26 protein-coding genes are annotated in these 24,966 nt (G+C 38.7%); 21 read left to right on the top strand and 5 right to left on the bottom strand.

Features of this window, described 5'->3' with window-relative positions:
- Window positions 1-169: 169 nt before the first annotated feature.
- The 18 genes from rpmH (at window position 170) to CVS86_RS08315 (ending at window position 16,145) form a co-directional block, all read left to right on the top strand.
- Window positions 170-304, top strand: a complete 135-nt coding sequence (gene rpmH / locus CVS86_RS08400) for a 50S ribosomal protein L34 (protein ID WP_002940373.1) — start codon at window positions 170-172, stop codon at window positions 302-304.
- Window positions 292-627 (top strand): ribonuclease P protein component, encoded by a 336-nt coding sequence (gene rnpA, locus CVS86_RS08395; protein ID WP_035142427.1) that lies wholly within the window; start codon window positions 292-294, stop codon window positions 625-627. Before rpmH ends, rnpA begins: the two co-directional genes overlap by 13 nt.
- Complete coding sequence (gene yidD, locus CVS86_RS08390) at window positions 624-965, top strand: membrane protein insertion efficiency factor YidD (protein WP_103559094.1); 342 nt, start codon at window positions 624-626, stop codon at window positions 963-965. Before rnpA ends, yidD begins: the two co-directional genes overlap by 4 nt.
- A complete protein-coding gene (yidC, locus tag CVS86_RS08385) occupies window positions 966-2,522 on the top strand; it encodes a membrane protein insertase YidC (protein WP_103611025.1) in 1,557 nt (518 codons plus the stop codon).
- Complete coding sequence (locus CVS86_RS08380) at window positions 2,519-3,601, top strand: Jag N-terminal domain-containing protein (RefSeq protein WP_107791596.1); 1,083 nt, start codon at window positions 2,519-2,521, stop codon at window positions 3,599-3,601. The genes yidC and CVS86_RS08380 overlap by 4 nt, the downstream gene beginning before the upstream one ends.
- Window positions 3,598-4,923 (top strand): tRNA uridine-5-carboxymethylaminomethyl(34) synthesis GTPase MnmE, encoded by a 1,326-nt coding sequence (gene mnmE, locus CVS86_RS08375; protein WP_107791595.1) that lies wholly within the window; start codon window positions 3,598-3,600, stop codon window positions 4,921-4,923. The genes CVS86_RS08380 and mnmE overlap by 4 nt, the downstream gene beginning before the upstream one ends.
- A gap of 42 nt (window positions 4,924-4,965) precedes the next feature.
- Window positions 4,966-5,547 carry an NAD(P)H-dependent oxidoreductase gene (locus CVS86_RS08370; protein ID WP_107791594.1) on the top strand — a complete coding sequence of 194 codons (582 nt, stop codon included), beginning with the start codon at window positions 4,966-4,968 and terminating at the stop codon, window positions 5,545-5,547.
- A gap of 75 nt (window positions 5,548-5,622) precedes the next feature.
- Entirely contained in the window at window positions 5,623-6,342 is a 720-nt protein-coding gene (locus CVS86_RS08365; protein ID WP_107791593.1) for a hypothetical protein, read from the top strand.
- A gap of 56 nt (window positions 6,343-6,398) precedes the next feature.
- Window positions 6,399-8,588: a phosphoribosylformylglycinamidine synthase subunit PurL gene (purL, locus tag CVS86_RS08360; RefSeq protein WP_107791592.1), complete on the top strand. Its 2,190-nt coding sequence runs from the start codon at window positions 6,399-6,401 to the stop codon at window positions 8,586-8,588.
- Window positions 8,589-8,591: 3 nt separating this feature from the next.
- Window positions 8,592-9,641: an SDH family Clp fold serine proteinase gene (locus CVS86_RS08355; RefSeq protein ID WP_107791591.1), complete on the top strand. Its 1,050-nt coding sequence runs from the start codon at window positions 8,592-8,594 to the stop codon at window positions 9,639-9,641.
- Between the two features lies 1 nt (window position 9,642).
- Entirely contained in the window at window positions 9,643-10,377 is a 735-nt protein-coding gene (locus tag CVS86_RS08350; protein ID WP_107791590.1) for a TerB family tellurite resistance protein, read from the top strand.
- Entirely contained in the window at window positions 10,378-10,944 is a 567-nt protein-coding gene (locus tag CVS86_RS08345) for a hypothetical protein (protein WP_107791589.1), read from the top strand.
- A gap of 18 nt (window positions 10,945-10,962) precedes the next feature.
- Entirely contained in the window at window positions 10,963-11,565 is a 603-nt protein-coding gene (locus CVS86_RS08340) for a hypothetical protein (RefSeq protein ID WP_103639720.1), read from the top strand.
- Window positions 11,566-11,589: 24 nt separating this feature from the next.
- Window positions 11,590-13,122 (top strand): bifunctional phosphoribosylaminoimidazolecarboxamide formyltransferase/IMP cyclohydrolase, encoded by a 1,533-nt coding sequence (gene purH / locus CVS86_RS08335; protein ID WP_107791588.1) that lies wholly within the window; start codon window positions 11,590-11,592, stop codon window positions 13,120-13,122.
- Window positions 13,123-13,200: 78 nt separating this feature from the next.
- The gene (gene msrB / locus CVS86_RS08330) at window positions 13,201-14,241 is read left to right on the top strand and encodes a peptide-methionine (R)-S-oxide reductase MsrB (protein ID WP_107791587.1); all 1,041 of its coding nucleotides are present in this window, start codon (window positions 13,201-13,203) and stop codon (window positions 14,239-14,241) included.
- Between the two features lie 73 nt (window positions 14,242-14,314).
- A complete protein-coding gene (locus CVS86_RS08325) occupies window positions 14,315-14,653 on the top strand; it encodes a hypothetical protein (RefSeq protein WP_107791586.1) in 339 nt (112 codons plus the stop codon).
- A gap of 1 nt (window position 14,654) precedes the next feature.
- Complete coding sequence (locus tag CVS86_RS08320) at window positions 14,655-15,845, top strand: peptidase M50 (RefSeq protein ID WP_107791585.1); 1,191 nt, start codon at window positions 14,655-14,657, stop codon at window positions 15,843-15,845.
- A gap of 3 nt (window positions 15,846-15,848) precedes the next feature.
- Entirely contained in the window at window positions 15,849-16,145 is a 297-nt protein-coding gene (locus CVS86_RS08315) for a metal-sulfur cluster assembly factor (protein WP_107791584.1), read from the top strand.
- A 283-nt stretch (window positions 16,146-16,428) separates the two neighbouring features.
- Here CVS86_RS08315 and ftsZ read toward each other — a convergent pair whose 3' ends face one another.
- The 4 genes from ftsZ to CVS86_RS08295 form a co-directional block, all read right to left on the bottom strand.
- Window positions 16,429-17,568, bottom strand: coding sequence for a cell division protein FtsZ (gene ftsZ, locus CVS86_RS08310; protein WP_012001610.1), 1,140 nt, complete (start codon window positions 17,566-17,568; stop codon window positions 16,429-16,431).
- 14 nt (window positions 17,569-17,582) lie between these two features.
- Entirely contained in the window at window positions 17,583-19,001 is a 1,419-nt protein-coding gene (gene ftsA / locus CVS86_RS08305; protein WP_087581844.1) for a cell division protein FtsA, read from the bottom strand.
- Window positions 19,002-19,006: 5 nt separating this feature from the next.
- Window positions 19,007-20,464 carry a peptidylprolyl isomerase gene (locus CVS86_RS08300; protein ID WP_107791583.1) on the bottom strand — a complete coding sequence of 486 codons (1,458 nt, stop codon included), beginning with the start codon at window positions 20,462-20,464 and terminating at the stop codon, window positions 19,007-19,009.
- Window positions 20,465-20,603: 139 nt separating this feature from the next.
- Window positions 20,604-21,191: a class II aldolase and adducin N-terminal domain-containing protein gene (locus CVS86_RS08295; RefSeq protein WP_107791582.1), complete on the bottom strand. Its 588-nt coding sequence runs from the start codon at window positions 21,189-21,191 to the stop codon at window positions 20,604-20,606.
- Between the two features lie 126 nt (window positions 21,192-21,317).
- On the opposite strand from CVS86_RS08295, the gene rsmH reads away from it, so the two are divergent.
- The 3 genes from rsmH to CVS86_RS08280 are packed head-to-tail and all read left to right on the top strand — an operon-like array spanning window position 21,318 to window position 24,477.
- Window positions 21,318-22,241, top strand: a complete 924-nt coding sequence (rsmH, locus tag CVS86_RS08290) for a 16S rRNA (cytosine(1402)-N(4))-methyltransferase RsmH (protein WP_107791581.1) — start codon at window positions 21,318-21,320, stop codon at window positions 22,239-22,241.
- A 2-nt stretch (window positions 22,242-22,243) separates the two neighbouring features.
- Window positions 22,244-22,537 (top strand): hypothetical protein, encoded by a 294-nt coding sequence (locus CVS86_RS08285; protein WP_002940285.1) that lies wholly within the window; start codon window positions 22,244-22,246, stop codon window positions 22,535-22,537.
- Entirely contained in the window at window positions 22,528-24,477 is a 1,950-nt protein-coding gene (locus CVS86_RS08280) for an FUSC family protein (protein ID WP_107791580.1), read from the top strand. Before CVS86_RS08285 ends, CVS86_RS08280 begins: the two co-directional genes overlap by 10 nt.
- On the opposite strand, the gene CVS86_RS08275 is transcribed toward CVS86_RS08280, so the two are convergent.
- The gene (locus CVS86_RS08275) at window positions 24,456-24,962 is read right to left on the bottom strand and encodes a hypothetical protein (protein WP_107791579.1); all 507 of its coding nucleotides are present in this window, start codon (window positions 24,960-24,962) and stop codon (window positions 24,456-24,458) included. The two genes, CVS86_RS08280 and CVS86_RS08275, sit on opposite strands and share 22 nt — an antisense overlap.
- Window positions 24,963-24,966: the final 4 nt, after the last annotated feature.

Below are 24,966 nucleotides of genomic sequence, written 5' to 3'. Positions count from 1 at the left end.
AAAAAAGTAATTTTTCTAAGAGATCTTTATTTTTATGAAATTTCATTTTTGGATTATAACTTGATTTACTTAAAGTTTAAATTATAGTTTTTTCGGGCTGATTTATTCAAAGGAATTTAAGTATTGCTTTGATAAAATCCCACTTTTTATATTAACTTTAAGGATAGAAATGAAAAGGACTTATCAACCTCATAAAACCCCTAAAAAACGCACTCACGGCTTTCGTTTAAGAATGAAAACTAAAAATGGCCGCAAGGTTATCAACGCTAGACGTGCTAAAGGTAGAAAAAGATTGGCTGCTTAGCTGGTTTTGAGTCACTAAGTGACTCGAGAGAATTTTCTCAGGTTTATAAAGAAGCCAGCAAATGGCACTGCGATGCTTGCGTAGTTTTTTATAAGCCTACAATTGAAAAAAAATTAGCAGTTGTTGCTAGCAAAAAAGTGGGAAAGGCAGTAGTTAGAAATAGAGCAAAGAGGCTTTTAAGAGCTGCTTTTTTTTCTATTTCTAATGAGCTAAAAGATGGCACTTACATTATGGTCGCAAAAAATGGAATTACAGAAATTTCATTTGACAAAATTTGTAAAAATTTGAGCTGGTCTACAAAAAAAATGGGATGTCTAAAATGAAAAAATTTGCGATTAAATTTATCGCTTTTTATCAAAAATATATTTCCATACTTCTGCCAAAAAGCTGTCGCTACTATCCGACTTGCTCACAATACGCCATTTGGGAATTTCAAACAAATAGCTTTTTCTCTGCTTTTTTTGCAACATTTATGCGAATTTTAAGATGCAATCAATTTTTCAAAGGCGGTATCAACTACCCAATCATCCGCAAAAAATTTAACTCATGTTTTATATTTCAAAAAAGCGATACCAAAAATGTAAATTTCTGGTTTATCCCTTGCCAAAATAGTAAATTTTATGTCGTAAAAGTATTAGATAAATTAAAGGAAAAAAATTAAATGGAACAGATGTCTATGCAAAAAAGACTGCTTCTTGCAGCACTTTTGTCTATCGTATTTTTTATAGTATATGATTTTTTTATGCCAAAAAGAGCTCCACTAGAGCAAAACCAGACAACGATCTCTCAAACAATGGATCAAAGCAAAGCTCCAGCCTCTACTAACGATACTCCAAAATCAAATGAAAATTTAGCTTCAAACGAGATAATCGCTACCATCAAAGGTCAAAGCTACGAAGCAAAGATAGATAAGTTAGGCAGGATTGCGAAATTCTATCTCACCGAAGATAAGTACAAAACAGAAGATGGCAACAAAATCGAGCTTGTTTCACAAAATCCACTGCCGCTTGAGCTTAGATTTAACGATAGCACTTTAAATACTGATGCTTTTAAGGTTGCATATAGCAGTGACGCTAGCGAGGTAGATGCTAGCAGTGAGCCTAAAACTATAAAACTTACTCAAAATTTAGACGGCGTTACAGTCATAAAAAATATCAAATTTTACCCAAATGGTCATTATGAGGTTGAAGTAAATTTAAGTAAAAGTGTTGATTATTTCATCACTCCTGGCTTTAGACCAAATATCGCGATAGATAGCTACACAGTTCATGGTGTCATGCTTAGAAATACAGACGATAGTCTAAATATCATAGAAGATGGCGATGCAAAAGAGGTTAAAAACTATGCAAACACAACTATAGCAGCCGCATCTGATAGATACTACACAGCGCTATTTTACTCATTTAACAAGCCATTTGAAGCTGTTGTGGATAAAGATGCAAATAACAATCCTATCGTCTTTGTAAAGGCAAATGATAGTCTAAAACTAGGCGCTTACATCGGACCAAAAGAGCATAAAATTTTAAGCTCGATGGATGAGAGACTAAATGACGTTATCGAGTATGGTTGGTTTACATTTATAGCAAAGCCGATGTTTGCATTCTTAAATTTCTTACATAACTACATCGGCAACTGGGGTTGGGCGATAGTTGTGCTAACGCTTGTTATAAGGATAGTTTTATTCCCGCTTACATATAAGGGTATGCTATCGATGAATAAGCTAAAAGAGCTTGCTCCAAAGGTAAAAGAGATCCAAACAAAATATAAAGATGATAAGCAAAAGATGCAAGTTCATATGATGGAGCTATACAAAAAGCATGGCGCAAACCCAATGGGTGGCTGCTTGCCGATCTTGCTTCAAATTCCAGTATTTTTTGCGATCTACCGCGTTTTACTAAATGCGATCGAGCTAAAAGGTGCTCCTTGGATACTTTGGATACACGATCTTTCAGTGATGGATCCATACTTTGTGCTACCTATATTGATGGGTCTAACGATGTTTTTACAACAAAAACTTACACCAACGACATTTACTGATCCTATGCAAGAAAAAGTTATGAAATTCTTGCCTTTGATCTTCACATTTTTCTTTGTGACATTCCCAGCAGGTCTTACGCTTTACTGGTTTGTAAATAACGTTTGTTCAGTCGTTCAACAAGTCTTTGTAAATAAACTTTTTGAAAAACATAAAAAAGCTGCGGAGGTAAAAGCTCAATGAAAATAGAAGCAAATACCCTCCAAGAGGCATTTCAAAAGGCAGCCGAGCAGCTTAACTGTTCAGTTACAGAGCTTGATATAAAGGTCTTGCAACATCCAAGTGGTGGAATTTTTGGATTTTTTAAAAAGACGGCGATCATCGAGGCAAATTTAGAAAATCAGCCAAAACCACAACATAAACCAAAAAATGATAGAAATTTTGCTAAAAAAAGTGATGAAAATGAGAGTGTAAAAGAAGAGAAAAAACAGAGCAAAAAGCACGATCATAATGATAAAAAGCGAAATCCTAAAAAGCATAAAGATGAGAAAAATGAGGCTAAGTCTGAGCAAAAAGAGCATAAAAATGAAAAGCCAAATTTGAGTGAAAAAAACTCAGCTCTTGCAAAAGATGCCTTTGCTGAAAAGGGTGAAAAAGAGGCTGAAGAGCCAGGATATGTCATAAAAAGACTTGATGAGCCAAAAGAGCAAAAAGAGACTAAAGAGGCAAAAGAGCCACAAGCTAGTAAAAGTGCTCCTAAAAATATCCTAGATACATCAATCATCGAAAATTTCAACCAAACTGACGAAGAGAGCGCGCCTCAAGCTTTGCCAAAAGAGAAAAAAGAGAAAGTTGTAATCGACTTTGATAAAATTTTACCTGAGATAAAAGATGGCATGACGCGTCTTTTTAAAGCAAGCTGCTTTGAGATAGACAAGGTAGAAGTTAGTAAATTTAACGATGAGACCGTGCTTATCGAGCTAGACGGTGCTGACGCGGCGCTACTTATAGGCAAAGAGGGCTATAGATATAAAGCGATCTCTTATATGCTCTATAACTGGCTAAATTCAAAATACAACCTCGCTATCCGCCTTGAGATCGCGCAATTTTTGCAAAATCAAGAAGCGATGATGGATCAATATCTAAATGGTGTGATCGAGCGTGTGCAAAATAGCGGTAGAGCCCAAACTAAGCCACTTGACGGAGTTTTAGTTAAGATCGCGCTTGAGAAGCTTAGAGAGAAATTCCCAGATAAATATGTCGGCATAAAAAGCGGCAATGACGGCAAATTTGTCGTCGTAAATGACTTTTTCAAAAAATGAGTGAAACTATCGCAGCCCTTGCCACAGCGTATGGCATCGGCTCAGTTTCTATCGTAAGGCTTAGCGGCAAGGACGCCCTGGCCACCTCTTTAAAACTACTTAAACTTTCAAATTTAGAGCCAAGATACGCAAAACTAGCCAAAATTTACTCCCTTGATGATGAAATTTTAGACGAGGGTATCGTTATATATTTTAAAGGCCCAGCAAGCTTTACTGGCGAGGATATCGTCGAGTTTCAAACTCATGGTGGCGTTATGGTGAGCGAGAGAATTTTAAATGAGCTAATAAGAGCTGGAGCTAGGCTTGCAATGCCTGGCGAGTTTAGCAAGCGAGCATTTTTAAATGGCAAGATGGATCTAGCCAAGGCCGAGGCGATGCAAGGGCTTATCACTTCAAAAAGTGAGATCGCTGCTAAAATTTTGACCCGCCAGATGCAAGGCGATCTTAGTAAATTTGTAGGCGAGATCAGGGGCGAAGTGGTCAAAACTCTTGCCTTTGTTGAGACGATGATCGACTATGCTGATGATGATCTACCTGCAAATTTGCTAGAGCAGACTAAGCAGATGCTTTTAAAAAATAGCGAGAAGCTAGAGCGCATAGCCACTCTTAGCGAGCAAAGAAGAGGGCTGATCGATGGCTTTAAAATCGCTATCGTTGGCAAGCCAAATGTGGGTAAAAGCTCCATTTTAAATTCATTTTTGGCATACGAAAGAGCGATCGTCAGCGACGAGGCTGGCACAACTAGAGATAGGATAGAAGAAAATTTCAAGATCGGCTCGCATCTAGTTCGCATTATAGACACCGCAGGCATCAGAAAAGATGCTGGAAAGATCGAACAAATCGGCATAAACTACTCGATCTCAGCCATAAACGAGACCGACATCATCCTAGCTGTCTTTGACGGCTCTTGCCCAAGCGACGAGCAAGATAAGGAGATAATTAGGCTCGTTTCTAACTCAAACAAAAAAGCCTTTTTCGTCCTAAATAAAAGCGATCTTGCATTTAAATTTGACATAAATTTGGATGGCGCTATCAAAATTTCAGCAAAAAATGATACGAGCGTAGTTTTAAAAGAGCTTGAGGGCTACCTCAAGACACAAGACACCGACGAGATCATGCTAAGCTCAAACCGCCAAATTTTAAGCTGCAAAGAGGCGAGCGAGGCTTTAAAAAGGGCGTTTTTTAGGCTAAATGAAGAGGAACTAGAAATTTTTGCTTATGAGCTAAATAGTGCGATAAAGGCACTTGCAAGTATTACAAAGCCATTTGAGAGAAGTGAAATTTTAGACGAGATGTTTAGTCATTTTTGTTTAGGAAAATGATACTTTTTTTGGTTAAAATTTGCGCTTTTTAAAGGAGAGAATATGAAAATTTTACTTATAAATGGCGGCAAAAAATTTGGTCATTCAGATGGCAGGCTCAATCAAACACTTCACGATCTTGCGTGCGAAAAACTAGCGAAAATGGGTCACGAGGTAAAGCAAACCGTGATAGATCAAGGCTATGATATCGAGGCTGAAGTTGAGAAATTTCTCTGGATGGATGCGGTAGTTTGGCAGATGCCAGCTTGGTGGATGGGCGAGCCTTGGATAGTGAAAAAATATATCGACGAGGTCTTTACAGCAGGTCATGGCAAGCTTTATACGAGTGATGGCAGGCACAGGGTAGATCCAGCCAAAAACTACGGCAAAGGTGGCTTGCTAAATGGTAAGAAATTTATGCTAAGCCTTACTTGGAATGCCCCAGCTGAGGCATTTAGCGATCCAAATGAGTTTTTTGAGGCGCGCGGCGTTGATGGAGTTTATTTTCATTTTAGAAAGGCAAATGAATTTATGGGCTTAAAGTCGCTTCCGCACTTTATCTGCTGCGATGTTATCAAGATGCCAGACGTGCCAAGATACCTAAAAGAGTATAAGGCGCATCTTGAAAAAGTTTTCAAAGCGTAAAAACAAATTTCTGCCGCTCTCTAGTCATTTGCGCTAGAGGGCATTTAAATTTATATCTATCTTGTGTGGGGGAAAATGAGGACAAAATTTCTATTTTTAGCTGCTGTTATATTATTTGCAGGGTGTGCTGACAAGCAAATTTTAGGGCCAAGCGATGAGGCAAATTTACTCTATCTTGAAAATAACGAAACCTTGCATGAGATGAAATTTTATAAGCTGCAAAATAGCCTAGATGACTTTAATAAATTTGCAAACATTGTCGGCAAGGCTGAGATCAAAGTAGCTGGCGAAAATGGCAAATTTAGCGCTCTTGGCGAGCTAATGCAAAGTGGCGACGCAAATAAAACGATGATCGCTAAAAACCTAGACACTAGCAAGGACGCTGTGCTATCAAATTCTAACGATATAGATGAGCTAATAAAGGCTAAAAATATCAAATTTTATGAAATTTCAAATGGCGCTATAAAAAGCGTGGTTTATAGCACAAAGAGCATGCCAGTTTGCGAAGCTTTTGTAAGCGGCAAAGAGGCGATAAAAGTAAAAAGCGTGACAAATCACCCTTTGAAAAATGGCTTTTTTGCAGTGATCTTAAGCTCAGATATATCTAATGATCAAGGCTTTTTTCTAAGAGAGACGAGGTATTATTTCAACCTTTCAAGTGAAGATGAAGAGAAGATTAAGGCTGAGACGCTAACGCAAAATTTTTACAAAACATTTATCGAAAGTGACCTAGTGAGACAAGGTGAAATTCTCTCAAATGTGCTTTGTTTTAGTAAATTTCAAAAGGCTTTTTAGTAACTTTTTATAAGCGAGGTTGTAAAATAGCTTAAAATTCTTAAAAGGTTACACCAATGGATAAAGCTACCATACAAGCACATAAAATCAGCGATGAAGAGTATGAAGAGATCTTAAAAATTTTAGGCCGTGAGCCAAATTTACTAGAGCTTGGCATATTTTCGGCGATGTGGAGCGAGCACTGCAGCTACAAATCAAGCAAAAAATACCTAAATGGCTTTCCGACAAAGGCGCCTTGGGTCATTCAAGGACCTGGCGAAAATGCTGGTGTCATCGACGTTGGCGATGGAGTAGCAGCTGTGTTTAAGATGGAGAGTCACAACCACCCAAGCTTTATCGAGCCGTTTCAGGGCGCTGCAACTGGCGTTGGTGGAATTTTAAGAGATGTCTTTACGATGGGTGCAAGAGTCGTTGCGAACATGAACTCACTTCGTTTTGGCGAGATAAGAGGCGAGGACGAGCTAGCCAAAAAGCATAGATATCTGCTAAAAGGAAGTGTAGCTGGCATAGGACACTACGGCAACTGCATGGGCATCCCAACGATCGGCGGCGAAACTACCTTTGATCCTAGCTTTAATGGCAACATCCTAATCAACGCCTTCGCGCTTGGTCTTTGTAAAAGTGATGAAATTTTCTACGGCAAGGCTGAAGGCGTGGGCAACCCAGTCATTTACGTGGGCTCAAAGACCGGCAGAGACGGACTTGGCGGCGCTGTGATGGCGAGCGATAGCTTTAACGACGAAAATAAATCACTCCGTCCAACGGTGCAAGTGGGCGACCCATTTGCTGAGAAGCTGCTTATGGAAGCTTGCTTAGAGCTTTTCAAAAAAGACTATATCATCGGCATCCAAGATATGGGTGCAGCAGGACTAACGAGCTCTAGCTTTGAGATGGCTGGCAGAAGTGGCAGCGGCATGAAGATGTATCTAGACCGCGTGCCGATGCGCGAAGTTGGCATGACGCCTTATGAGCTAATGCTAAGCGAGTCTCAAGAGCGTATGCTAATATGCGCTAAAAAAGGTTTTGAGCAAAAGGTGCTTGAAATTTTTAGAAAGTGGGACCTTGACGCTGAGATCATCGGTGAGGTCACAAGTAGCGGCGTGATGCAGCTTTACTGGCACGACGAGCTTGCAGGCGAAATCCCTATCGGACCACTTAGCGAGGCAGCTCCGGTGCTTGACCGCCCAGTTGCACGTCCAAAATACCTTGATGAGATAGCAAATTTAAAAATTCCAAATAATGTTGATAACAAAACTGCATTTTTTAAGCTTTTAAAAGAGCCAGAAGTACTAAATAAAAGCTTTATCTACGACCAATACGACGCAAATATCCAGACAAATACGATAAAACAGCCAGGTTGCTTAGGCGCTGCAAGCATCAGAGTAAAAGGCACTAAAAAGGCCGTCTCTATGGCTGCGCAGTGCGATCCAAGAGCAAATTTTGTTGATCCAAAAGTTGGCGCTGCAAGAGCTGTCGCTGCAGCTGGTAGAAAGGTCGCGATGAGCGGCGCTGTGCCACTTGCGATAACTGACTGCCTAAACTACGGCAACCCGCAAAATCCAGAGGTTATGTGGCAGTTTAAAGAGGGATGTGAAGGCATAAAAGAGGCTTGCCGTGAGCTAAATACACCAGTTGTTAGTGGTAACGTGAGCCTTTATAACGACACTGACGGCGTTAGCGTCTATCCAACGCCAGCCATCGTCACGGTTGGTGTAAATGAAGATGCAAATTTAAACCTAAAAAGCACATTTTTAAGCGAGGGTAGGGCGATTTACCTACTTGGTGAGACAAGCGGTGAATTTGCAGCTTCGCTTTACGCAAAGGCGCTATTTAACGTGGTTGGTGGTAAGCTAAAAGAGGTTGATTATAAAGCCGAGAGAGCTCTTTGGGACCTAGTGATAGAGGCAAATAAAGAGCAAATTTTAGAGTTTGCAAATAGCGTGGGTGTAGGCGGTCTTGCTATCACACTGGCAAAAATGGCTAGCATCTCAAACATCGGCGTAAATTGTGAAGTTAAATTTAAAGAGCCAAATTTCATCTTTGACGAGAGCTTTTCAAGAGCGGTTGTGGGCGTGAAAGACGAGGCTAAATTTGAAGCGCTTGCGGCTAAATTTGGTGTGAAATTTGAAAAGATCGGCGTTAGCGGAGGCAAGAGATTTAAGCTAAATGAGATAGATGAGAGCTTAGAGGACGTAAGAGAAATTTATCTAAATGAGTTTGCAAAAATCGTAAAAAAGGAGGACTAAGAGATGTTTTCTAAAAAGGAAAAAGTAAGCGGGGAAAAGGAAGTAGAGCAAAACGAGAAAAAGGGCGTGGCAAAGCCGCCAGTGCTCTTTAGCGAGACTCAAAATTTGATAAGTACGATAGAAAAAAGGCTAAATGCCCCTTTGATAACCTACTACAACTCAAACGCTGGTAATGTCTGTGGCAACGACGCAAGCGCAATGTATGAAATTTTAAAGGGTAAAAAGATAGACACTGCCTATCTTTTCATAAAAAGTGATGGCGGAAGCGGTATAGCCGCACTTAGGATCATTAGCACCCTTAGAAACTACTGCAAAAATTTAATAGCACTGATCCCATCAAACTGCGCTTCAGCTGCTACAATGATGGCGCTTGGAGCAAACGAGATCGTGATGGGCCCACTTGCCTATCTAACGCCAGTTGATACCTCTTTAAAACACGAGCTAAGCCCTACAAACAAAGGTAACGAGCTTGTTAGCGTCTCAATGGACGAGCTTAGCCGTGTGGTGAAGCTTTGGAAAGAGCAGGATAAAGATAGACCAAACGATACAAACCCCTATAACTCGCTATATGAGTACATCCATCCGCTAGTTTTTGGTGCGGTTGATCGCGCTAGCTCGCTTTCGCTTAAAATTTGCTCTGAGCTACTTAGATATCACATAGATGATGACAAAAAGATCGTTGAAATTTCAGAGCGTCTAAACGCAGACTACCCAGCGCACGAGTATCCGATACTTTTTCGTGAGGCGCAGGAGATCGGTCTGCATGTCAAGAAAATGGACGATGATCTAAACGAGATGCTTCAGGAGCTAACGCTACTTTACTCGGAGATGGGGCAGCGAGCCTTTACCGACTACGATGAGAACAGCTATCACGATAACAACATCGCAAACATCATCGAAACAAACGGCAAGCAAATTTACTATCAGATCGATAAAGACTGGTTTTATCGTCCTGAGGAGCGCCGCTGGAACGTGATGAATGACGAGAGCTCATGGCGCAAAAATGAGCTGGTAAATGGCAAGATAAAAAATACAATCTATCACTTGTGGTAATATGTCTGGAGTTCTGTTTTTACTGATATTAGGCGGTGCGATATTTTTATTTATGAATGTCCAAATAGGTAGTAACCGCAAGAAACAAGCAAATGTAGATGAGGCTAAATTTCTAGTCTCACTGCTTGCAAAAGTCGCTAAAAGTGACGGCAGAGTTAGCGAGCTAGAGGCTAGGCTGATCACTCAAGTACTAGATGATCTAAGCCAGAAAGTTAGCGGTGTTAGCGGCGTGCGTGAGTATCTAAAAGAGGTTTATAATAGCCAAAAAGAAAATGTAGATAATGCCTATGAAACCGCCAGAAACTACAAGCGCGCGTTTAATCTAAACTACGATACCTGCGTGGCTAGGCTCACTTTTTTTCTAAATTTAGCCTATATAGACGGAGAATTTAACAAAAGCGAGCAAGATGTTATAAGAAACATCGCTTATGGATTTGGCATCGACAAAGAGACGCTTGATGAGATAATCTATAAATTTGATAGCTTCTATGGCTCAAGATTTGGGGCAGACCACGATGAGGTGAGCCGAGAAAACGATGCGTTTGAGGTTTTAGGACTTAGTAAAAATGCAAGCCTTGATGAGGTAAAGGCTCGCTACAAAGAGCTTGTGAGGCAGTATCATCCTGACATTTTGATGGGCAGGGGTGAGAGCAAAGAGGTGATAGAGCGCTCGACTAAGAAGCTTCAGGAGATAAATGAGGCTTATGGGCGATTAAAAGAGAAATTTGGAGTTTAGATGAAGAAATTTATTATTTTGCTGCTAGCGGTGGCTGGCTTTTGCAGAGAGCTAAACGTGAGCGATCTTAATGGAAATGAGATCAAATTTGAGCTAAAAGATAGCACGCTTTTTGAAAATGGTAAAAAGATCGGCGAATACAATAAGACAAGCGCTGCTAGCATCATCCTAGCTGGCAGTGATGGCGTTGAGGGTGATTTTAAGGCAGTTAGAGCTAAAAATTTAAATGAGTTTAAAGAGTATATATTTTCAGATGAGGGCGGCATAAAGGTAGTGAAATTTAGCGCTAAAAACCCAATCTGCGAGGCATTTAGTAAAAAAGAGGCTGTAAATTTAAGCGTGCTAAGTTCAAGTTATTTTAGTGGCAAGCAAATTTCAAACTACGCCTTTAGTGTGGATATCGCAGGTGGCGAGTTTCAAAATTTGATTAAAAAGAGCCACTTTGCAGTAAATGCTAGTGGCAAAAGTTTAGAAAAACTAGAAAATTTAACAGAAGAAAATATCAAAAAAGACACAGCCATGGGGCTACTTGTGCTTGAAAAAGCGATGTGTTTAGCGGAGAAATAAATTTAAAAAGGAAGACAAATGAAGGAAATTTTGTTAGCGGTTGTGATAGCGATAGGATTAAGCGGGTGTTTTGCTCCGCCAAAGCCTATGTATTTTAAGACGAAAGACAAGGTTGTCGAATATAGTTTTGACGACAAAGGTAAATTATATGAAGATGGAAAATTGCTCGGAGACTACACTAACATCTCACGGGCAACACAGGTGCTGCTTAGAGATGATAGTGGCAAATCCTATGTAAATTTCAATGTTTATAAAACAAAAGGTGTGAAGTCGGCAACTATATATCTGTTTGAGCGAGGATCGGAATTTTCTACTATCACAACAACGGGTAGTGGTGATAGTATTTGTTACTCTTATATGGCAGGAGAGAATTTAGATATTAGTGGATTTGCAAGTATTTATAACAAACAAGATATACTTTTTTCATACACTTTTGAGGGCACGTTAGACAAAAAAGAGTCCAAAATGCAAAAAATTAACGAACTGTATGTTAGTAGAAGTTTCTTAGATGCTAATGGTGGCGAGGAAAAATCAAAAGTGATTAGAGGAGAGATAATCAAGCTATATGGTTCTCATAAGCTAAAATTTATAAGAGATATTTTGAGTAAAGAGTGTAGATAATAAAAATTTAATAAAGGAGAAAAAATGAGAGCGTTGCTTAGCGTTAGCGATAAAGAGGGCATTGTAGAGTTTGCAAAGGGGCTAGAAGAGCTTGGCTGGCAGATACTTTCAACTGGTGGCACCTATAAACTTTTAAAGGGTGAGGGCGTCAAAGCCACTGAGGTTAGCGAATTTACGGCGTCGCCTGAGATGTTTGAGGGCAGGGTAAAGACCCTTCATCCAAAGATACATGGTGGCATCTTACACAAACGCGATGACGCTACGCACGTGGCTCAGGCAAAGGAGTATGGCATCGAGGGCATCGATCTAGTTTGCGTAAATTTATATCCATTCAAAGAGACTACGATTAGGACTGATGACTTTGGCGAGATCATCGAAAATATCGACATCGGCGGCCCAGCTATGGTAAGAAGCGCTGCTAAAAACTTTAAAGACGTGCTCATCGTCACAAGCGTGCTTGACTACGATGAAATTTTAAAGCGCCTAAAAGAGAAAAGCGATGATTACGAGTTTAGAAGATCGCTGATGATAAAGGCGTTCGAACATACAGCAGCCTATGACAGCATGATAGCAAACTATATGAATGATAGATTTAATGGCGGTTTTGGTGATGCTAGATTTATCGTGGGAAGCAAGGTTTTTGACACCAGATACGGCGAAAACCCACACCAAAAAGGCGCGCTTTATGAGTTTGATTATTTCTTTACGAACAACTTTAGAGCCCTAAAAGGCGAGGCAAGTTTTAATAATATGACCGATATAAATGGTGCCTTAATGCTTGCAACTAGCTTTGATGACGCTCCGGCAGTGGCTATCATCAAGCACGCTAACCCTTGCGGTTTTGCGGTAAAAGATACGTTGCTAGAGAGCTACGTGGCAGCGCTTAAGTGCGACCCGATCTCAGCATACGGCGGCGTGGTGGCGATAAATGGCACGCTTGATGAGGAGCTAGCTAAAAAGATAAATGAAATTTACGTTGAAGTAATCATCGCTGCAAATGTCGATGATGCCGCGCTTAAAGTGTTTGAGAGCAAAAAACGCATCAAAATTTTCACTCAGGATAATAAATTTTTAGTACGCTCAAATGATAAATTTGACTTTAAGCACATCGATGGTGGATTTGTATTTCAAGAAAGAGACTTCGTAAAAGACGAAGAGCTTGAAAATATGAAGCAAATGAGCAAGAAATTTGCAACTGGTAGCGAGCTAAAAGACGCTCAGATAGCGTGGAAAGTGGCTGCGCTAACGAAGAGCAACTGCGTAGTTTATGTAAAAGATGGCGCGATGGTGGCTATTGGCATGGGTATGACTAGCCGTGTGGACGCTGCTCGTGCGGCCGTGGCAAAGGCAAAAGAGCTAAAGATCGACCTAAATGGCTGCGTGCTAGCAAGCGAAGCGTTCTTTCCGTTTAGAGACAGCATCGATATCGCTAGCAAAGTGGGCGTAAAATGCGTCATCGAGCCAGGCGGTAGCATCAGAGATGATGAGGTGATAGAGGCTGCCGATGAGCACGGCATGTCGCTATACTTTACTGGCGTTAGACACTTCTTACACTAAAATTTAGGGGCACTTTGCCCCTTGCTTCACACTTTATAACTTTAAATTTTATATAATCCTTCAAAAAAAGGAGCTCACATGAAAAAGATATTAAATTTTCTCTTGGTTTTGGCGGTATTTTTGGGTGTAAATTTGACGGCAAAAGATGAGTTTTTAAAGGAGCAGACGATGGCAGGGCAAAATTTGAAAGAAATTTATTTAGCAGGTGGCTGCTTTTGGGGCATGCAGGGATATTTTAAAAAGATATTTGGCGTGGTAGATACAAAAGTGGGCTACGCAAATGGTAAGAGCGAGAACACGAGCTACCGTGAGCTTCACGAGAGCGATCATGCCGAGACACTTTATGTCAAATTTGATGAAAATAGGGTCGCTTTGGCTGAAATTTTGGCTCATTTTTTTAGGGTGATCGACCCGACCTCGCTAAATAAACAGGGCAATGACGTTGGCAGGCAGTATAGAAGCGGGATTTACTATGTTAGCAAGGATGATCTGGCTGTCATTGAGAGCTTTATGAAGATAGAGCAAAAGAAATTTAAAGATAAGATCGTGGTCGAGGTTGCGCCACTTAAGAATTTCGTCATTGCCGAGGAGTATCATCAAGACTATCTTGATAAAAACCCTTTTGGATACTGCCATATCGATCTAAATTTGGCAAATAAGCCGCTTTACGATGAGGCTAAATTTAAGCCGCTTAGCAAAGAGGAGCTAAAGAGAAATTTAAGTAGCGAGCAGTATGCCGTGACGCAGGAGGCGGCGACTGAGAGGCCATTTAGCAGCGAGTATGATAAATTTGACAAAAAGGGCATCTATGTCGATATCACCAGTGGCAAGCCACTCTTTTCAAGCGCTGATAAATTTGATGCGGGGTGTGGCTGGCCAAGCTTTACAAAGCCTATCACGACAACGGCGCTTGCGTATAGCGAGGACAACTCTTTTATGATGAAAAGGGTAGAAGTTAGGTCTCAAAACAGCGACGCGCACCTCGGGCATGTTTTTGATGACGGACCAAGCGACAAGGGCGGACTAAGGTATTGTATAAACGGCGCAAGCCTTAAATTTATACCGCTTGAGGATATGGCTAGGCTTGGATACGAGGAGTTTATCCCCTACGTCAAGTAGCTTTTGTTGAAGCAAATCAATGGTTTGAAAAGTTTAATCAGAGTATAATTCTCCAAAATCAAAAGGAGAAAAAATGAGTGAATTTTTCAAAAATGCAGAGCAGTTTAGCGTCGATGGTGCGACGGTGCCGTTTTATAAATTTAGTGAAAATGGTGTAGATTTTGTAGGCTTTGACTCACGTCCTTGCGTGCCGCCAGAGCCTATGGTAAATGCGCTTTTAGCTATAAAATTTGCTGATAAAAACACAAAGATCGTGATGGTAAATCACAAATTTCCAGCTGGGCTCATACCAAAGATAGAAAAAAGCTTTAATGTGGAGCGCGAGGATCTTGAGGGCGGGGCCGTGAAGATGACTTTTAGCCTAAAAGATGGCGCTAGCATAGAAAATATAGACACCAGCCTTTGCCACTAAAATGCTTTTAAACACTTATGCGCCGCCATTTAAACTAGTTGGCGGCTACTTTATCGCTGGCATTTTTTTCTTAGCACTTAGCGCCCCGGCATTTTTTTATGCTGACTTTGATGCGATTAGCTCGCTAAATACGGCTGGTTTTTTGCATATATTTTTCGTGGGCTTTGTGATAAGCATCATCATCGGAGCGCTCTATCAGCTAACCTCAGTCATCTTAGAAAAGCCATTTTTCACGGTCAAAGGGGCTATTTTAAATTTAGTCATCTTTTGCCTGTCGCTGCTTGCTATGAGCTATGCGATGATATTTGGCGAGGCCAAAATTTTACAAATCAGCGCAGTTTTTCTCTTTGGCACACTTCTCTTTTTTGGCTCGACCTATGCGCTAAGCTTTATGGATAATCAAAAAAGAAGCTTCGCTGCCTTTGCACTCTTTGTCTCGGCGATATTTTTGCTAGTTGGCATAACGCTTGGATTTTGCCTAGTGATGATACTTGGCGGCACGCTTATGCTTGATTTTATGATGACGCTAAAATTTCACGTATATTTCGTGCTGGGTTTTGTATTTTTCGTGGTACTTGGGGCTGCAAGCGTGCTTTTACCGATGTTTGCTCTGGCGCATGATCTTAAATTTACACTTAGCAAGGCTTCTCTTGCCTCTTATATTTTGGCTGGGGTTTTGCTGGCGGTTGATGAAAATTTAGCCATTTTTGCAGTGGCTGTAGCGGCTTTGCTTTTTATAGCACAGGCCTTTAATATCTTAAAAAAACGTGTGAGAAAGGCATATGACTACTGGAACGTAAATATCGCTCTTTCGCTGCTTGCCTTGTTTGTGGCTGCTACATTTATGGTTTTTGAAAAGCTAAATTTGGCTGCGTTTTTTATGATATATGGCTTTTTGTTTGCCTTTATCGTGGCTCATCTTTATAAGATTGCGCCATTTCTCATCTGGTATCACTATGTGGCGCCATTTGTTGGCAAGGCAAAAGTGCCGCTACTCGATGCAATGATACTAAAAAAGGCTGCATATCTTGCCATAGCATTTAATGCCATTTCTCTTGTGTGCTACCCTTTGGCGGTTAGCTTTGAGATGAGAAATTTGGTCTATGCAAGCATGATTTTTATGGCTTTAAGCATCATTTTGCTTGCTGTAAATATGATAAACGTTTTTAAATTTACTGGTTTTAAAGGATAAAAAATGAAAGAAAAAATTTATGATGCTCTATCAAATATCGTTGATCCAGAGGTTGGTTTTGACATCGTTTCGCTTGGACTGATATATGATGCGAGCTGCGATGAAAACGGCAAAGCAAAGGTGACGATGACGCTTTCAACTAAGTCTTGTCCGCTTCATGAGATGATACTTGGCTGGGTTGAAACGGCTGTGCTTGGAGTGGATGGCGTAAAAGAGTGTGAGATAGACCTAGTTTGGGAGCCTGAGTGGAATATCCAAATGGCAAGCGATTTTGTAAAAGCACAACTTGGAGTGAATTAATAAATTTGGCTAGAAATTTAGCTTAGCTAGCAAATTTCTAGCCTTTCTTCTTAAACTTCTACTTTAAATTTTAAAAATATTATAAAAAGCGTAGTTAAATTTGTTTGTTGCCGCTTAAGCTCTTTAATAAGTTTACAAATAAATTTATGCAAGTAAAAACTAAAAATGCGAGCTATAGAAGATAATTTTAGGCGTTTGCTAGGTAATAGTTAAAATTTGAATATATAAAAAGGTAAATTGCAAGATAAACTTGCAATTTAACAGGAGAATTTTTGGTTAGGACTTAGTCCATTTGGTGACGAAGATATGATGGGATATCTAGCTGAGAGATATACTCGTCGCTATTATATCCACCACTTACTCTTCTTTTTAAAACGATATTTTTATTTAGAAGATCGTTTTCAGGCTCTTGGGCTATTTTTTTTTCTTCGCTTTCTTTTTCAGCACCTTTAAAACCTGTTGCGATGATAGTAACTTCGACTTTATTGTCTTCTATGTTTTCATCGGTTGTTGTACCAAAGATCACATCAGCATCATCATCAGATGCCTCTTCGATCATTGACATAGCACTATGAAGATCATCAAGTGAGCAGTTTGGATGCATTTTAAAATGAACTAAAACGCCAAGCGCTCCATTTATATTCATATTATCAAGTAGTGGAGACTGGATAGCATTTTTGATAGCTTCTTGAGCTGCGCCCTCGCCATAAGCCTCACCAACGCCCATTAAAGCATGACCTCTATGGCTCATAACTGTTTTTACGTCAGCAAAGTCGAGGTTGATATCGCTAACACCAGAGTCAAGTACAATAGAGCACATACCATTTACCGCTCTTGCAAGCACTTCATCAACCATTTTAAAGCTCTCTTTGATGCCTGATTTTTTGTCTATCAAAGTTAAAAGTCTATCATTTGGTATGATAACTATCGAGTCGCTCTCTTTTCTAAGCTCGCTTAGACCGATATCAGCTAGCTTGCTGCGCTTTTTACCCTCAAATGAAAAAGGCATAGTCACAACAGCAACTGTTAGCGCACCTATCTCTTTTGCAGCTTGTGCAACAACTGGAGCAGCGCCTGTACCTGTACCACCACCAAGGCCTGAAGCGATAAACACAACATCAGAAGTCTCAAGAGCGCTTTTTATCTCTTCGTAGCTCTCTTGTGCAGCTTCTTTGCCAACTTCTGGTCTCATACCAGCGCCAAGACCTTTTGTCTTTTTCTCACCAAGCTGTATCTTTGTGTGTGCAGGAGAATTATCAAGTGCCTTAGCATCTGTATTTGCTATCATTAGATCGATGTCTAAATTTGGATTCTCTCTTATGATGTGGTTTATCATATTACCACCACCACCGCCTACGCCTACTACCTTTATCTTTGCGCTATATAGGCTCTTGTTCTCTTCGATTGTGAAACTGTTGCTCATTGTAAAAATTCTCCTCAAAATAGTTGTGTCATGCTGTGCCAAAATTTCTTTAAAGCACTTGGTTTTTTTTCTTGCTTGCTTATATCAGCGATATTTGCAAGCTCGTTTTTGTTGTTTGTTTGCTCTAAATTTATATCCATATTTACAAGCTCAATGCCTTCTTCAAAATCATCTTTTTCCTGTTTTTTTACTTCAAATTTCTCTTTTTTCTCTTCTTCAAAAATGTTGAAATTTGTTTTTGGCTTTGATCTTAATTCACCTTTATATCTCATCTTTTTTTCTGAGTCTATCTCATAAGGCGTAAATTCTCCAGCGCCATACATACAAAGTCCTATGGCACAAGAATTTGCTGGATCTCTTAAAATTTCATATAAGCCATCCATCTCTTTTGGTCTGGCTATTCTTACAGGCATGTTGTCAAATATCGCAGAAGCTAGGTCTTTTAACCCATCAAGCTTTGTCATGCCGCCAGTTAGTACTATGCCAGCGCCAACTAGATCTTTATATCCACTATCTTCAAGCATATTTGCAAGCACCATCACAGTCTCTTCTGCTCTAGCTGAGATGACATTTGATATAACATCAAGTGAAACTTCGTGAGTTTTTTGCTCATCGCCAAGTCTTGGAAGCTCGATAAGATCAACTGATTTATTTACTAGCTTGCCATATTCTAGTTTTATCTCTTCAGCTTTTGGCAAAGGAGTATGAAGCGCCATTGAAAGATCTATAGTTATATTTGCAGAGCCAACGTGTAGATATGAGTTGTATCTTAGTGAATTTCCAGCGTGCACTACCATATTACATGTCTCGCCGCCCATATCTATAAGAGCAACACCAAGTTCTTTTTCATCTTTTGTTAGTGTTGCTATGGCTGAAGCGTAACCAGAAAGAACTACATTATCAACCTGCACACCTGCTAAATTTACAGCCTTTCTTAGGTTGCTAAGTTGTGATTTTTGAATACTTATGATATGTGTTTGCACTTCAAGTCTAGTGCCATTCATACCAATAGGATCTTCTATAAATTCTTGCCCATCCACCTTGAAGTTGTAAGGCAAGACATGAAGTTTTTCATATTCTGGTGAAGTCTCGGCATTGTGATCTGCCATCTGCATAGCACGCTCTATCTCTTTTATGCCTATTTCATGATTTGGTATATTTACTACGCCACTGCTATTTACACTTTTAGTATATTTTCCAGATATCGAAACTACTACTCTTTCGTAGTGTGTACCCGCAACTTTTTGTGCTTCTATGAGTGCGTTTTTTATAGATTTTGCAGCTAGTTCAATGTTGTTTATAGCACCTTTTTTTATACCTTGTGCTTTTTCTGTGCCTATTCCTATTATTTTTATGCCATCATCATTTTGCTCTGCTATAACAGCACAAATTTGAAATGATCCGACATCTATGCCTAAAATTCTAGTACTCAAAATTTTTACCTTTTGACATATTCTTTAACTTCATAATATTTTAGAAGCTTGTTTGTTAAATCTTTTATCAACTCGTTGTTTTTAAGCATTGCAACATTTTGTTGTGTTATTTGCTTATAGTTGTTATTTATATTGTTAGTAAGCAATCTTTGTTCCAAAATATCGTACACTACGGCTTTGTCATCTAATATAACATAACCTTTTGTGTTGTTAGTGTCAAAAAGTTGAGATACAAAAGCTCTTGTATCACTCTCATTTAAGCCCGCAATAGAGCCATTTACCTCTCTGCTAACAAAGCCGACATCTGTGCCTTTGAAGTTTTGTAGAGTCTCTTTTGCTTTTGCTGTTAAAATTTCTTTTTCTTTTTTACTTTTATAAATTTCAAGCACATTAGCTCTTGCTTGTTCAAAGCTCATAGGTTGTGGAGGAGTTACGCTTTTTATTCTAGCTATCAAATAGCCATCTTTGTAGATAAATGGTTTTATCACTTCACCAACTTTTGCACCCTTTATCTCATCAAGTGAAAAAGTAGCATTGTCTTCATTTACACTTATAAAACCATTAGTTGCAAGCTCAGCTTTTTTAACAGCGACATACTTTTCTAAAGCATTAGTTTTGCTTTGCTCTATGTTGTAGTCTTTATTAACCTCAGCTTTTACCTCGCTAAAAGGTTTTATCTTGTCATCAGAACCCTTGTATTTATCTTGGTTTTCGTTATAGTAAGATTTTAAAACGCTTTCGTTTGCGTCACTTTTTTCTGACTCGACAAAGTATGTATCTATACCATAAAGTGTCTTTGTCATATAGTTATTTTTATTTATCTCCCAAAGATCTTTTAGCTCTTTCTCATCTACTTTGATCTCATTTTGATCAGCATTTACTACTTGCACAGCTAATTTATCTTGCATGAAAAAGCTAGCTTCCATCATGGCGATATCTTCTTTACTAGCAGGCAAATTTAAAATAGTTCTAAGTTTATCTAGTAAGATAGTTAGTTTTAGATTGTCTTCAAAATCAGTTGGGTTTATCCTAGCTCTTCTTAGCACATCGTAGTATAATTTTTTGTCAAAAACGCCGTCTTTTTGAAATGTTGGATCGACGATTATATATTTTAAAACATCGTCTTTATTAACGCTAAGACCGATGTCGTCTGCGAAATTTAATAGTAAATTTTCTTGAATAGCAGCTTGAAGTGCAGCATTTTCTAAGCCTAACTCTTCAGCTTTCTCTTGAGTTAATTTGCCTTCAAATACATTGTTGTAGTACTGATATAACCTATCATATTTTTGTTGCAACTCTTGAACGCTTATATTTCTATGTCCTACTTTGGCTACTGAAGTAGCTCTGTTGCTGTTTAGATCGTATGCGCCCCAGCCGACAAAACCAGCACCGACAAAAGCTATCGTGCTTACCCAAATTGTCACGACTAGGTATTTTTTATGTTTTTGCATCCAAGATAACATTAAGTTCTTCCTTTAAAATACTAACAAAGCTTGTGCGATATTTTATAGAAATTTGGCTTAAATAAGCTTAAAATGGGGCTTTATAAAAACGTTTCTTGCTAAATTTTTACTAACATTTTTTATCTTTGTTAGCAAAAATTTAAATGCTAAAATCGCTGTAATCACCAGTAAAATGAAGCAGTTTGCAGCTATTTTCTAACAAAGCTATATCTTTTGCAAGTAGCTGAGGGCTCCTGCTATACGCGTAAACGCCGTATCCTTTGATCACGACGACGTTAGTATTTTTCTCTATCATCGCTCTATAAATTTCTGTCTCAGCACGCTCATACCAGTCGTCAAACTGCTTTGGATCATAGACTAAAATTTCATTAAATCTCATGCATCCAAAATAGTCTTTTGGTGCGATTTTTTCATGTTTCATTGCATAAGCTGTCGCATATGGAGGCATGGCGTAGCAGACAAATTTTGCTTCATTTATGTTTTTGTAGATATTTAAGTGTATATCAGCATCCAAACTCGCATCATTCCAGCGGTAGTCTTTTTTTGATGAAAGAAGCGTTAGATCGCTATCTTGCAAGTCGTCAAAAATGGCACTTTGCTTGTTGATGATAAATTGATTTTTTTCTACTCTTGCTGAGATAGAACCATGAAAAACACCAAAAAAATTCTTTCTAAACATCGAAAGAGATATCTTTTTTATCTCATTTGTTGAGTGCATTAAGTCCATTTTTTCTCCTATGTTTGGGTGATTATATTTAAGCTATCTTAAAATTTGTGTAAAATTTTATGTAATGATAGCTTTTTAAGTAAAATTTCGATAAATTTTCACACTAATTTCATTAAAGAGGCAGTGTTGCAAAGTCCGCATATTAGCGTTTTACTTGACGAAGTTTTATCTTTTTTTAAAGGCCTACGTGGAAATTTTATAGATTGCACGCTTGGATATGCTGGACATTCTAGTGCTATTTTGTCTCAAAATGAAAATTTAAATTTGATCGCTTGCGACAAAGACATCGAAGCTATAAATTTCTCGCTCAAAAAACTTGAGCCATTTGGCAGTAGAGTGAAAATTTATAAAAGCAATTTCTCTGAGCTTATTAGCAAGCTTAGTAGCGATGAAATTTCAAATGTTAGAGGAATTTTAGCTGACATTGGCGTTAGCTCTTTGCAGATAGATAAAGATGATAGGGGCTTTAGTCTTGGCTCAAGCGCGCTTGATATGCGCATGGATAAAGAGCGAGGTTTTAGCGCTTATGAGGTGGTAAATGGCTACTCGTTTGATGAGTTAGTTAGGATTTTTAGGGATTACGGTGAGCTAAAAAATGCCTCTGGGATCGCAAATAAGATAATAAATGCTAGAAATTTAGGCAAGATAACAAGCGCAAAAGAGCTTGCAAACATAATAGGTACAGCCCAGATAAAAGGACGTGGTGTTAGCCCTGCCATCCTTGCTTTTCAGGCGATTAGGATAGAGGTAAATGGCGAGCTAGACGAGCTAACAAATTTGCTTGATAGTATAGAAAAAGGCAGTTTTAAAGATTGCTTGGTAGCGGTCATAACATTTCACTCGCTTGAAGATAGGATCGTAAAAGAGCGCTTCAAAAAGTGGGCAAACAGCTGTATCTGCCCGCCTGGCATCTACCGATGTGAGTGCGGAAACAACCACGAACTGGGCGAAATTTTAACCAAAAAACCACTAACAGCAAGCCAAAGTGAGCTGGCACAAAACTCACGAAGCAAGAGCGCAAAACTGCGTGTTTTTAAGATAAAAGGATAAAGATGCAAGAAAAAGAAGAGCTGCTAACACTTCACGACGAGGAGCAAAAACGTGAGGTAAATTTAAGCTTTAAGACGCTAGTGATGGTCTATCTGGCGGTTTTTATAGCGCTAGCTCTATTTTTGCCAAAAATTTATATAGCAAATCAAATTTATTATATAAGTAGAGATATCGCCGATATCAGCGGCAAACGAGATATGCTCCTTGAAGAAAACAGAGCTCTTAGCATAAAGCTTGAAAATTTGCGTTATAAAAATCAAATTTTAAACAATATGCAAGAGCGTCAATGGAAATAATCAAGAAATTTAAAAGCTTTATCCACTACTACGACCCTGCAAATTTCCAGCTCATCTACTCGCTAAAAGCTGCCACAACCATCGCTTTTAACTGCTTTTTGTGCTTTTACTTCTTTCATCTAAGTGGCGCTATCATGGCTGTAAATATCACGATGGGTATATTTTTTCTTGGCGAGCTTGAGTGCAAAGATAGGAGCAAATTTGCATTTTTGCTGCTTTACATCGCGCTTTCTTGCGCTTTTATGCCCTTTGTTGATCCATTTATCAGCCTTGGCGTTTGGCTCTCGTTTATCGTATTTGTCTGGATATTTGTGGTAGGCATTAGCCAAATTTATAGCTCAAATTTAAACAAAATTTTACTCGCTGTAAATGCAACCGGCCTAGTTGCTTTTGTGACAAAGGCCGCAGTTGGGCTAAATGTGGCTGATAGTATCGGCGCTTTAGTGCTTGCTGGCGTGCTAAGTATCATCATAAAATTTGAAAATTTTGGCAAATACGGCAAATTTACTAAAAAGAGCATCAGCTTTTTACTAGACAGCGCCATCTTGTCGAGCAAGGCGCTTGGCACGAGTCATTTTTACGCAAGCATTGCAGATTTGATGAGTTCGATTGATAAATCAAAAGAAATTTTTGCAAACAAAAGCCTAAAGATAAAAGATGTTAAGCTAGTTAGAAATCAAGCCAAAGCGCTATTTTATTTTTATAAAGTTGAAGAGATCGCTCTTTTGCTTCGAACATTAGGCGCTTCGTTTGAAAGGATCGAGGACAAAGCGCTTTTAAACGAGGTAAAAAATGAGATCGCTTACAACCTTTTTGAGCTTAAAAAAATTTTCAAAAATCAAACTCTAAAGCTAAAATTTGATGCGCTAAATTTAGCTAAAAACTCAAATTTTAAAATTTTTGCAAGCTCGCTTGGCGTGCTTTATGATAAATTTTTGCTTATAAAAGAGGGTGGCGAGGACAAACTCTCGTTTAATAACACAAAAAAGATCACGCTAAAAGAGGTGTTTAAAAAGCTAAATTTAAAAAATGAAATATTAAAAGAGTCTTTAAGGCTTGCCATTTGTATGTCGATAGCCATTTTTATAGCGCAGGCGATGCATATAAATCACGGAATTTGGATCGCCATAGCGGTGATGAGCCTAAACAAAAACGACGAAGATGCTTTGAAAAATGCTGGCAGAGATAGTCTTCTTGGCGGAGTTATCGGCTTTTTTATCGCGCTTGTTTTTGTTAAATTTATGGGCGAATCATACGCATTTTACGTGGTTGTCTTTATCGGTATGTTTTTGGTTTATTACCTTAAAGCCTATAAACAAATTGTCTTTGCAACGGCTTTTATGTTTGAATTTACATCCATTTTTTCGCTTATAAAAAGAGACTTTTTGGCTCTTATGGTCGATAGATTGCTCGACGTGGCAGCTGGCTTTGTGATAGTTTTTGCCGCATATTTGCTAACTAGAAAAAATGACTATACTAAGGTAAAAGATAGCTTAAGTGATGTCTTGATAGGTTTTAGAAATTTAGTGCAAATTTCTCTAAATGAGTCAAACAAAGATGCTTTTAGCACGGATGAAAAAGAGATTTTAGGCTCGCTAAATGAGCTAAACTACGCTATAAAAGTTAGTAAAAATTTAGACGATGATAATATAAAAAATGCAAAATTTATAGCTAGCAAGCTTGATGATATAAATAGCGATCTGATTAAGCTTAGAAATTATCTGAATTTAGACGAGCTACAAGAGAAAAACGCCTTGCAAAATGATGTAAAAATCATCTCAGATAGGTTTTTAATGCTAGATAAAAAGATGAGAAAGCTTCCATATTATTTCATAAGCGAGATAGAAACGAAGCTGCTTTGCAAAGACGAAAACGCTAAAAAGCTAATTTTACGAGTTGCTTTAGGGCAAAATGAAATTTACTCAGCGCTCTCTTTTTGAGAGATTAGCTTTTCATATATATATTGTTCTAAATCTTTTTTTGAAACGTCATTTTTAAGGGCGGTGTTGTAAATTTCTTCGACCTTGCTTGAATATTTTTCATATCCAAAATATGGGAAATGCACGCTCCAAGCCTTTTTTATGAGCTCCAAACTTATCTCTCTTCTAGCCCAAACCTTAAACATATCAAAGCCAATAAAAACAGCTGAAGTGACGATCGTGGTTGCAATTATCGAGATGTGAGCGTCAGTATTTGCTAAAAAGTGGTGCGTGATGATGAGAAGCGGAAATAAGACAACAAAGCAGATGAGTGCGTAAATTTGGTAGAGCTTCACGTGGTTAAATCTAAAATTTAGCTTTGCGCCATCAACTAGCATACCTTCGTTAAAAAGGGCATTTGCTTCAAGCAAATCTCTAAATAAAACTGGCTGTTTTGAGACGAAAAAAATATTTTTAATGATAGTGTTTCTTAGATTTTCTTTCATTTTT

It is taken from the genome of Campylobacter concisus, from assembly GCF_003048605.1.
Taxonomy (GTDB): domain Bacteria; phylum Campylobacterota; class Campylobacteria; order Campylobacterales; family Campylobacteraceae; genus Campylobacter_A; species Campylobacter_A concisus_BM.
This window is presented reverse-complemented; position numbering and strand designations above follow the sequence as displayed.

Bases quoted from the DNA above. Each gene is read 5' to 3' on its own strand.
- purH (WP_107791588.1), top strand. From the start codon at position 11,590: ATGAGAGCGTTGCTTAGCGTTAGCGATAAAGAGGGCATTGTAGAGTTT.
- CVS86_RS08355 (WP_107791591.1), top strand. From the start codon at position 8,592: ATGTTTTCTAAAAAGGAAAAAGTAAGCGGGGAAAAGGAAGTAGAGCAA.
- ftsZ (WP_012001610.1), bottom strand. From the start codon at position 17,568: ATGAGCAACAGTTTCACAATCGAAGAGAACAAGAGCCTATATAGCGCA.
- CVS86_RS08280 (WP_107791580.1), top strand. From the start codon at position 22,528: ATGGAAATAATCAAGAAATTTAAAAGCTTTATCCACTACTACGACCCT.
- CVS86_RS08325 (WP_107791586.1), top strand. From the start codon at position 14,315: ATGAGTGAATTTTTCAAAAATGCAGAGCAGTTTAGCGTCGATGGTGCG.
- CVS86_RS08365 (WP_107791593.1), top strand. From the start codon at position 5,623: ATGAGGACAAAATTTCTATTTTTAGCTGCTGTTATATTATTTGCAGGG.
- CVS86_RS08295 (WP_107791582.1), bottom strand. From the start codon at position 21,191: ATGGACTTAATGCACTCAACAAATGAGATAAAAAAGATATCTCTTTCG.
- CVS86_RS08285 (WP_002940285.1), top strand. From the start codon at position 22,244: ATGCAAGAAAAAGAAGAGCTGCTAACACTTCACGACGAGGAGCAAAAA.
- CVS86_RS08340 (WP_103639720.1), top strand. From the start codon at position 10,963: ATGAAGGAAATTTTGTTAGCGGTTGTGATAGCGATAGGATTAAGCGGG.
- CVS86_RS08275 (WP_107791579.1), bottom strand. From the start codon at position 24,962: ATGAAAGAAAATCTAAGAAACACTATCATTAAAAATATTTTTTTCGTC.
- CVS86_RS08300 (WP_107791583.1), bottom strand. From the start codon at position 20,464: ATGTTATCTTGGATGCAAAAACATAAAAAATACCTAGTCGTGACAATT.
- CVS86_RS08370 (WP_107791594.1), top strand. From the start codon at position 4,966: ATGAAAATTTTACTTATAAATGGCGGCAAAAAATTTGGTCATTCAGAT.
- rpmH (WP_002940373.1), top strand. From the start codon at position 170: ATGAAAAGGACTTATCAACCTCATAAAACCCCTAAAAAACGCACTCAC.
- CVS86_RS08315 (WP_107791584.1), top strand. From the start codon at position 15,849: ATGAAAGAAAAAATTTATGATGCTCTATCAAATATCGTTGATCCAGAG.
- CVS86_RS08320 (WP_107791585.1), top strand. From the start codon at position 14,655: ATGCTTTTAAACACTTATGCGCCGCCATTTAAACTAGTTGGCGGCTAC.
- CVS86_RS08380 (WP_107791596.1), top strand. From the start codon at position 2,519: ATGAAAATAGAAGCAAATACCCTCCAAGAGGCATTTCAAAAGGCAGCC.
- yidC (WP_103611025.1), top strand. From the start codon at position 966: ATGGAACAGATGTCTATGCAAAAAAGACTGCTTCTTGCAGCACTTTTG.
- mnmE (WP_107791595.1), top strand. From the start codon at position 3,598: ATGAGTGAAACTATCGCAGCCCTTGCCACAGCGTATGGCATCGGCTCA.
- yidD (WP_103559094.1), top strand. From the start codon at position 624: ATGAAAAAATTTGCGATTAAATTTATCGCTTTTTATCAAAAATATATT.
- purL (WP_107791592.1), top strand. From the start codon at position 6,399: ATGGATAAAGCTACCATACAAGCACATAAAATCAGCGATGAAGAGTAT.
- CVS86_RS08350 (WP_107791590.1), top strand. From the start codon at position 9,643: ATGTCTGGAGTTCTGTTTTTACTGATATTAGGCGGTGCGATATTTTTA.
- msrB (WP_107791587.1), top strand. From the start codon at position 13,201: ATGAAAAAGATATTAAATTTTCTCTTGGTTTTGGCGGTATTTTTGGGT.
- CVS86_RS08345 (WP_107791589.1), top strand. From the start codon at position 10,378: ATGAAGAAATTTATTATTTTGCTGCTAGCGGTGGCTGGCTTTTGCAGA.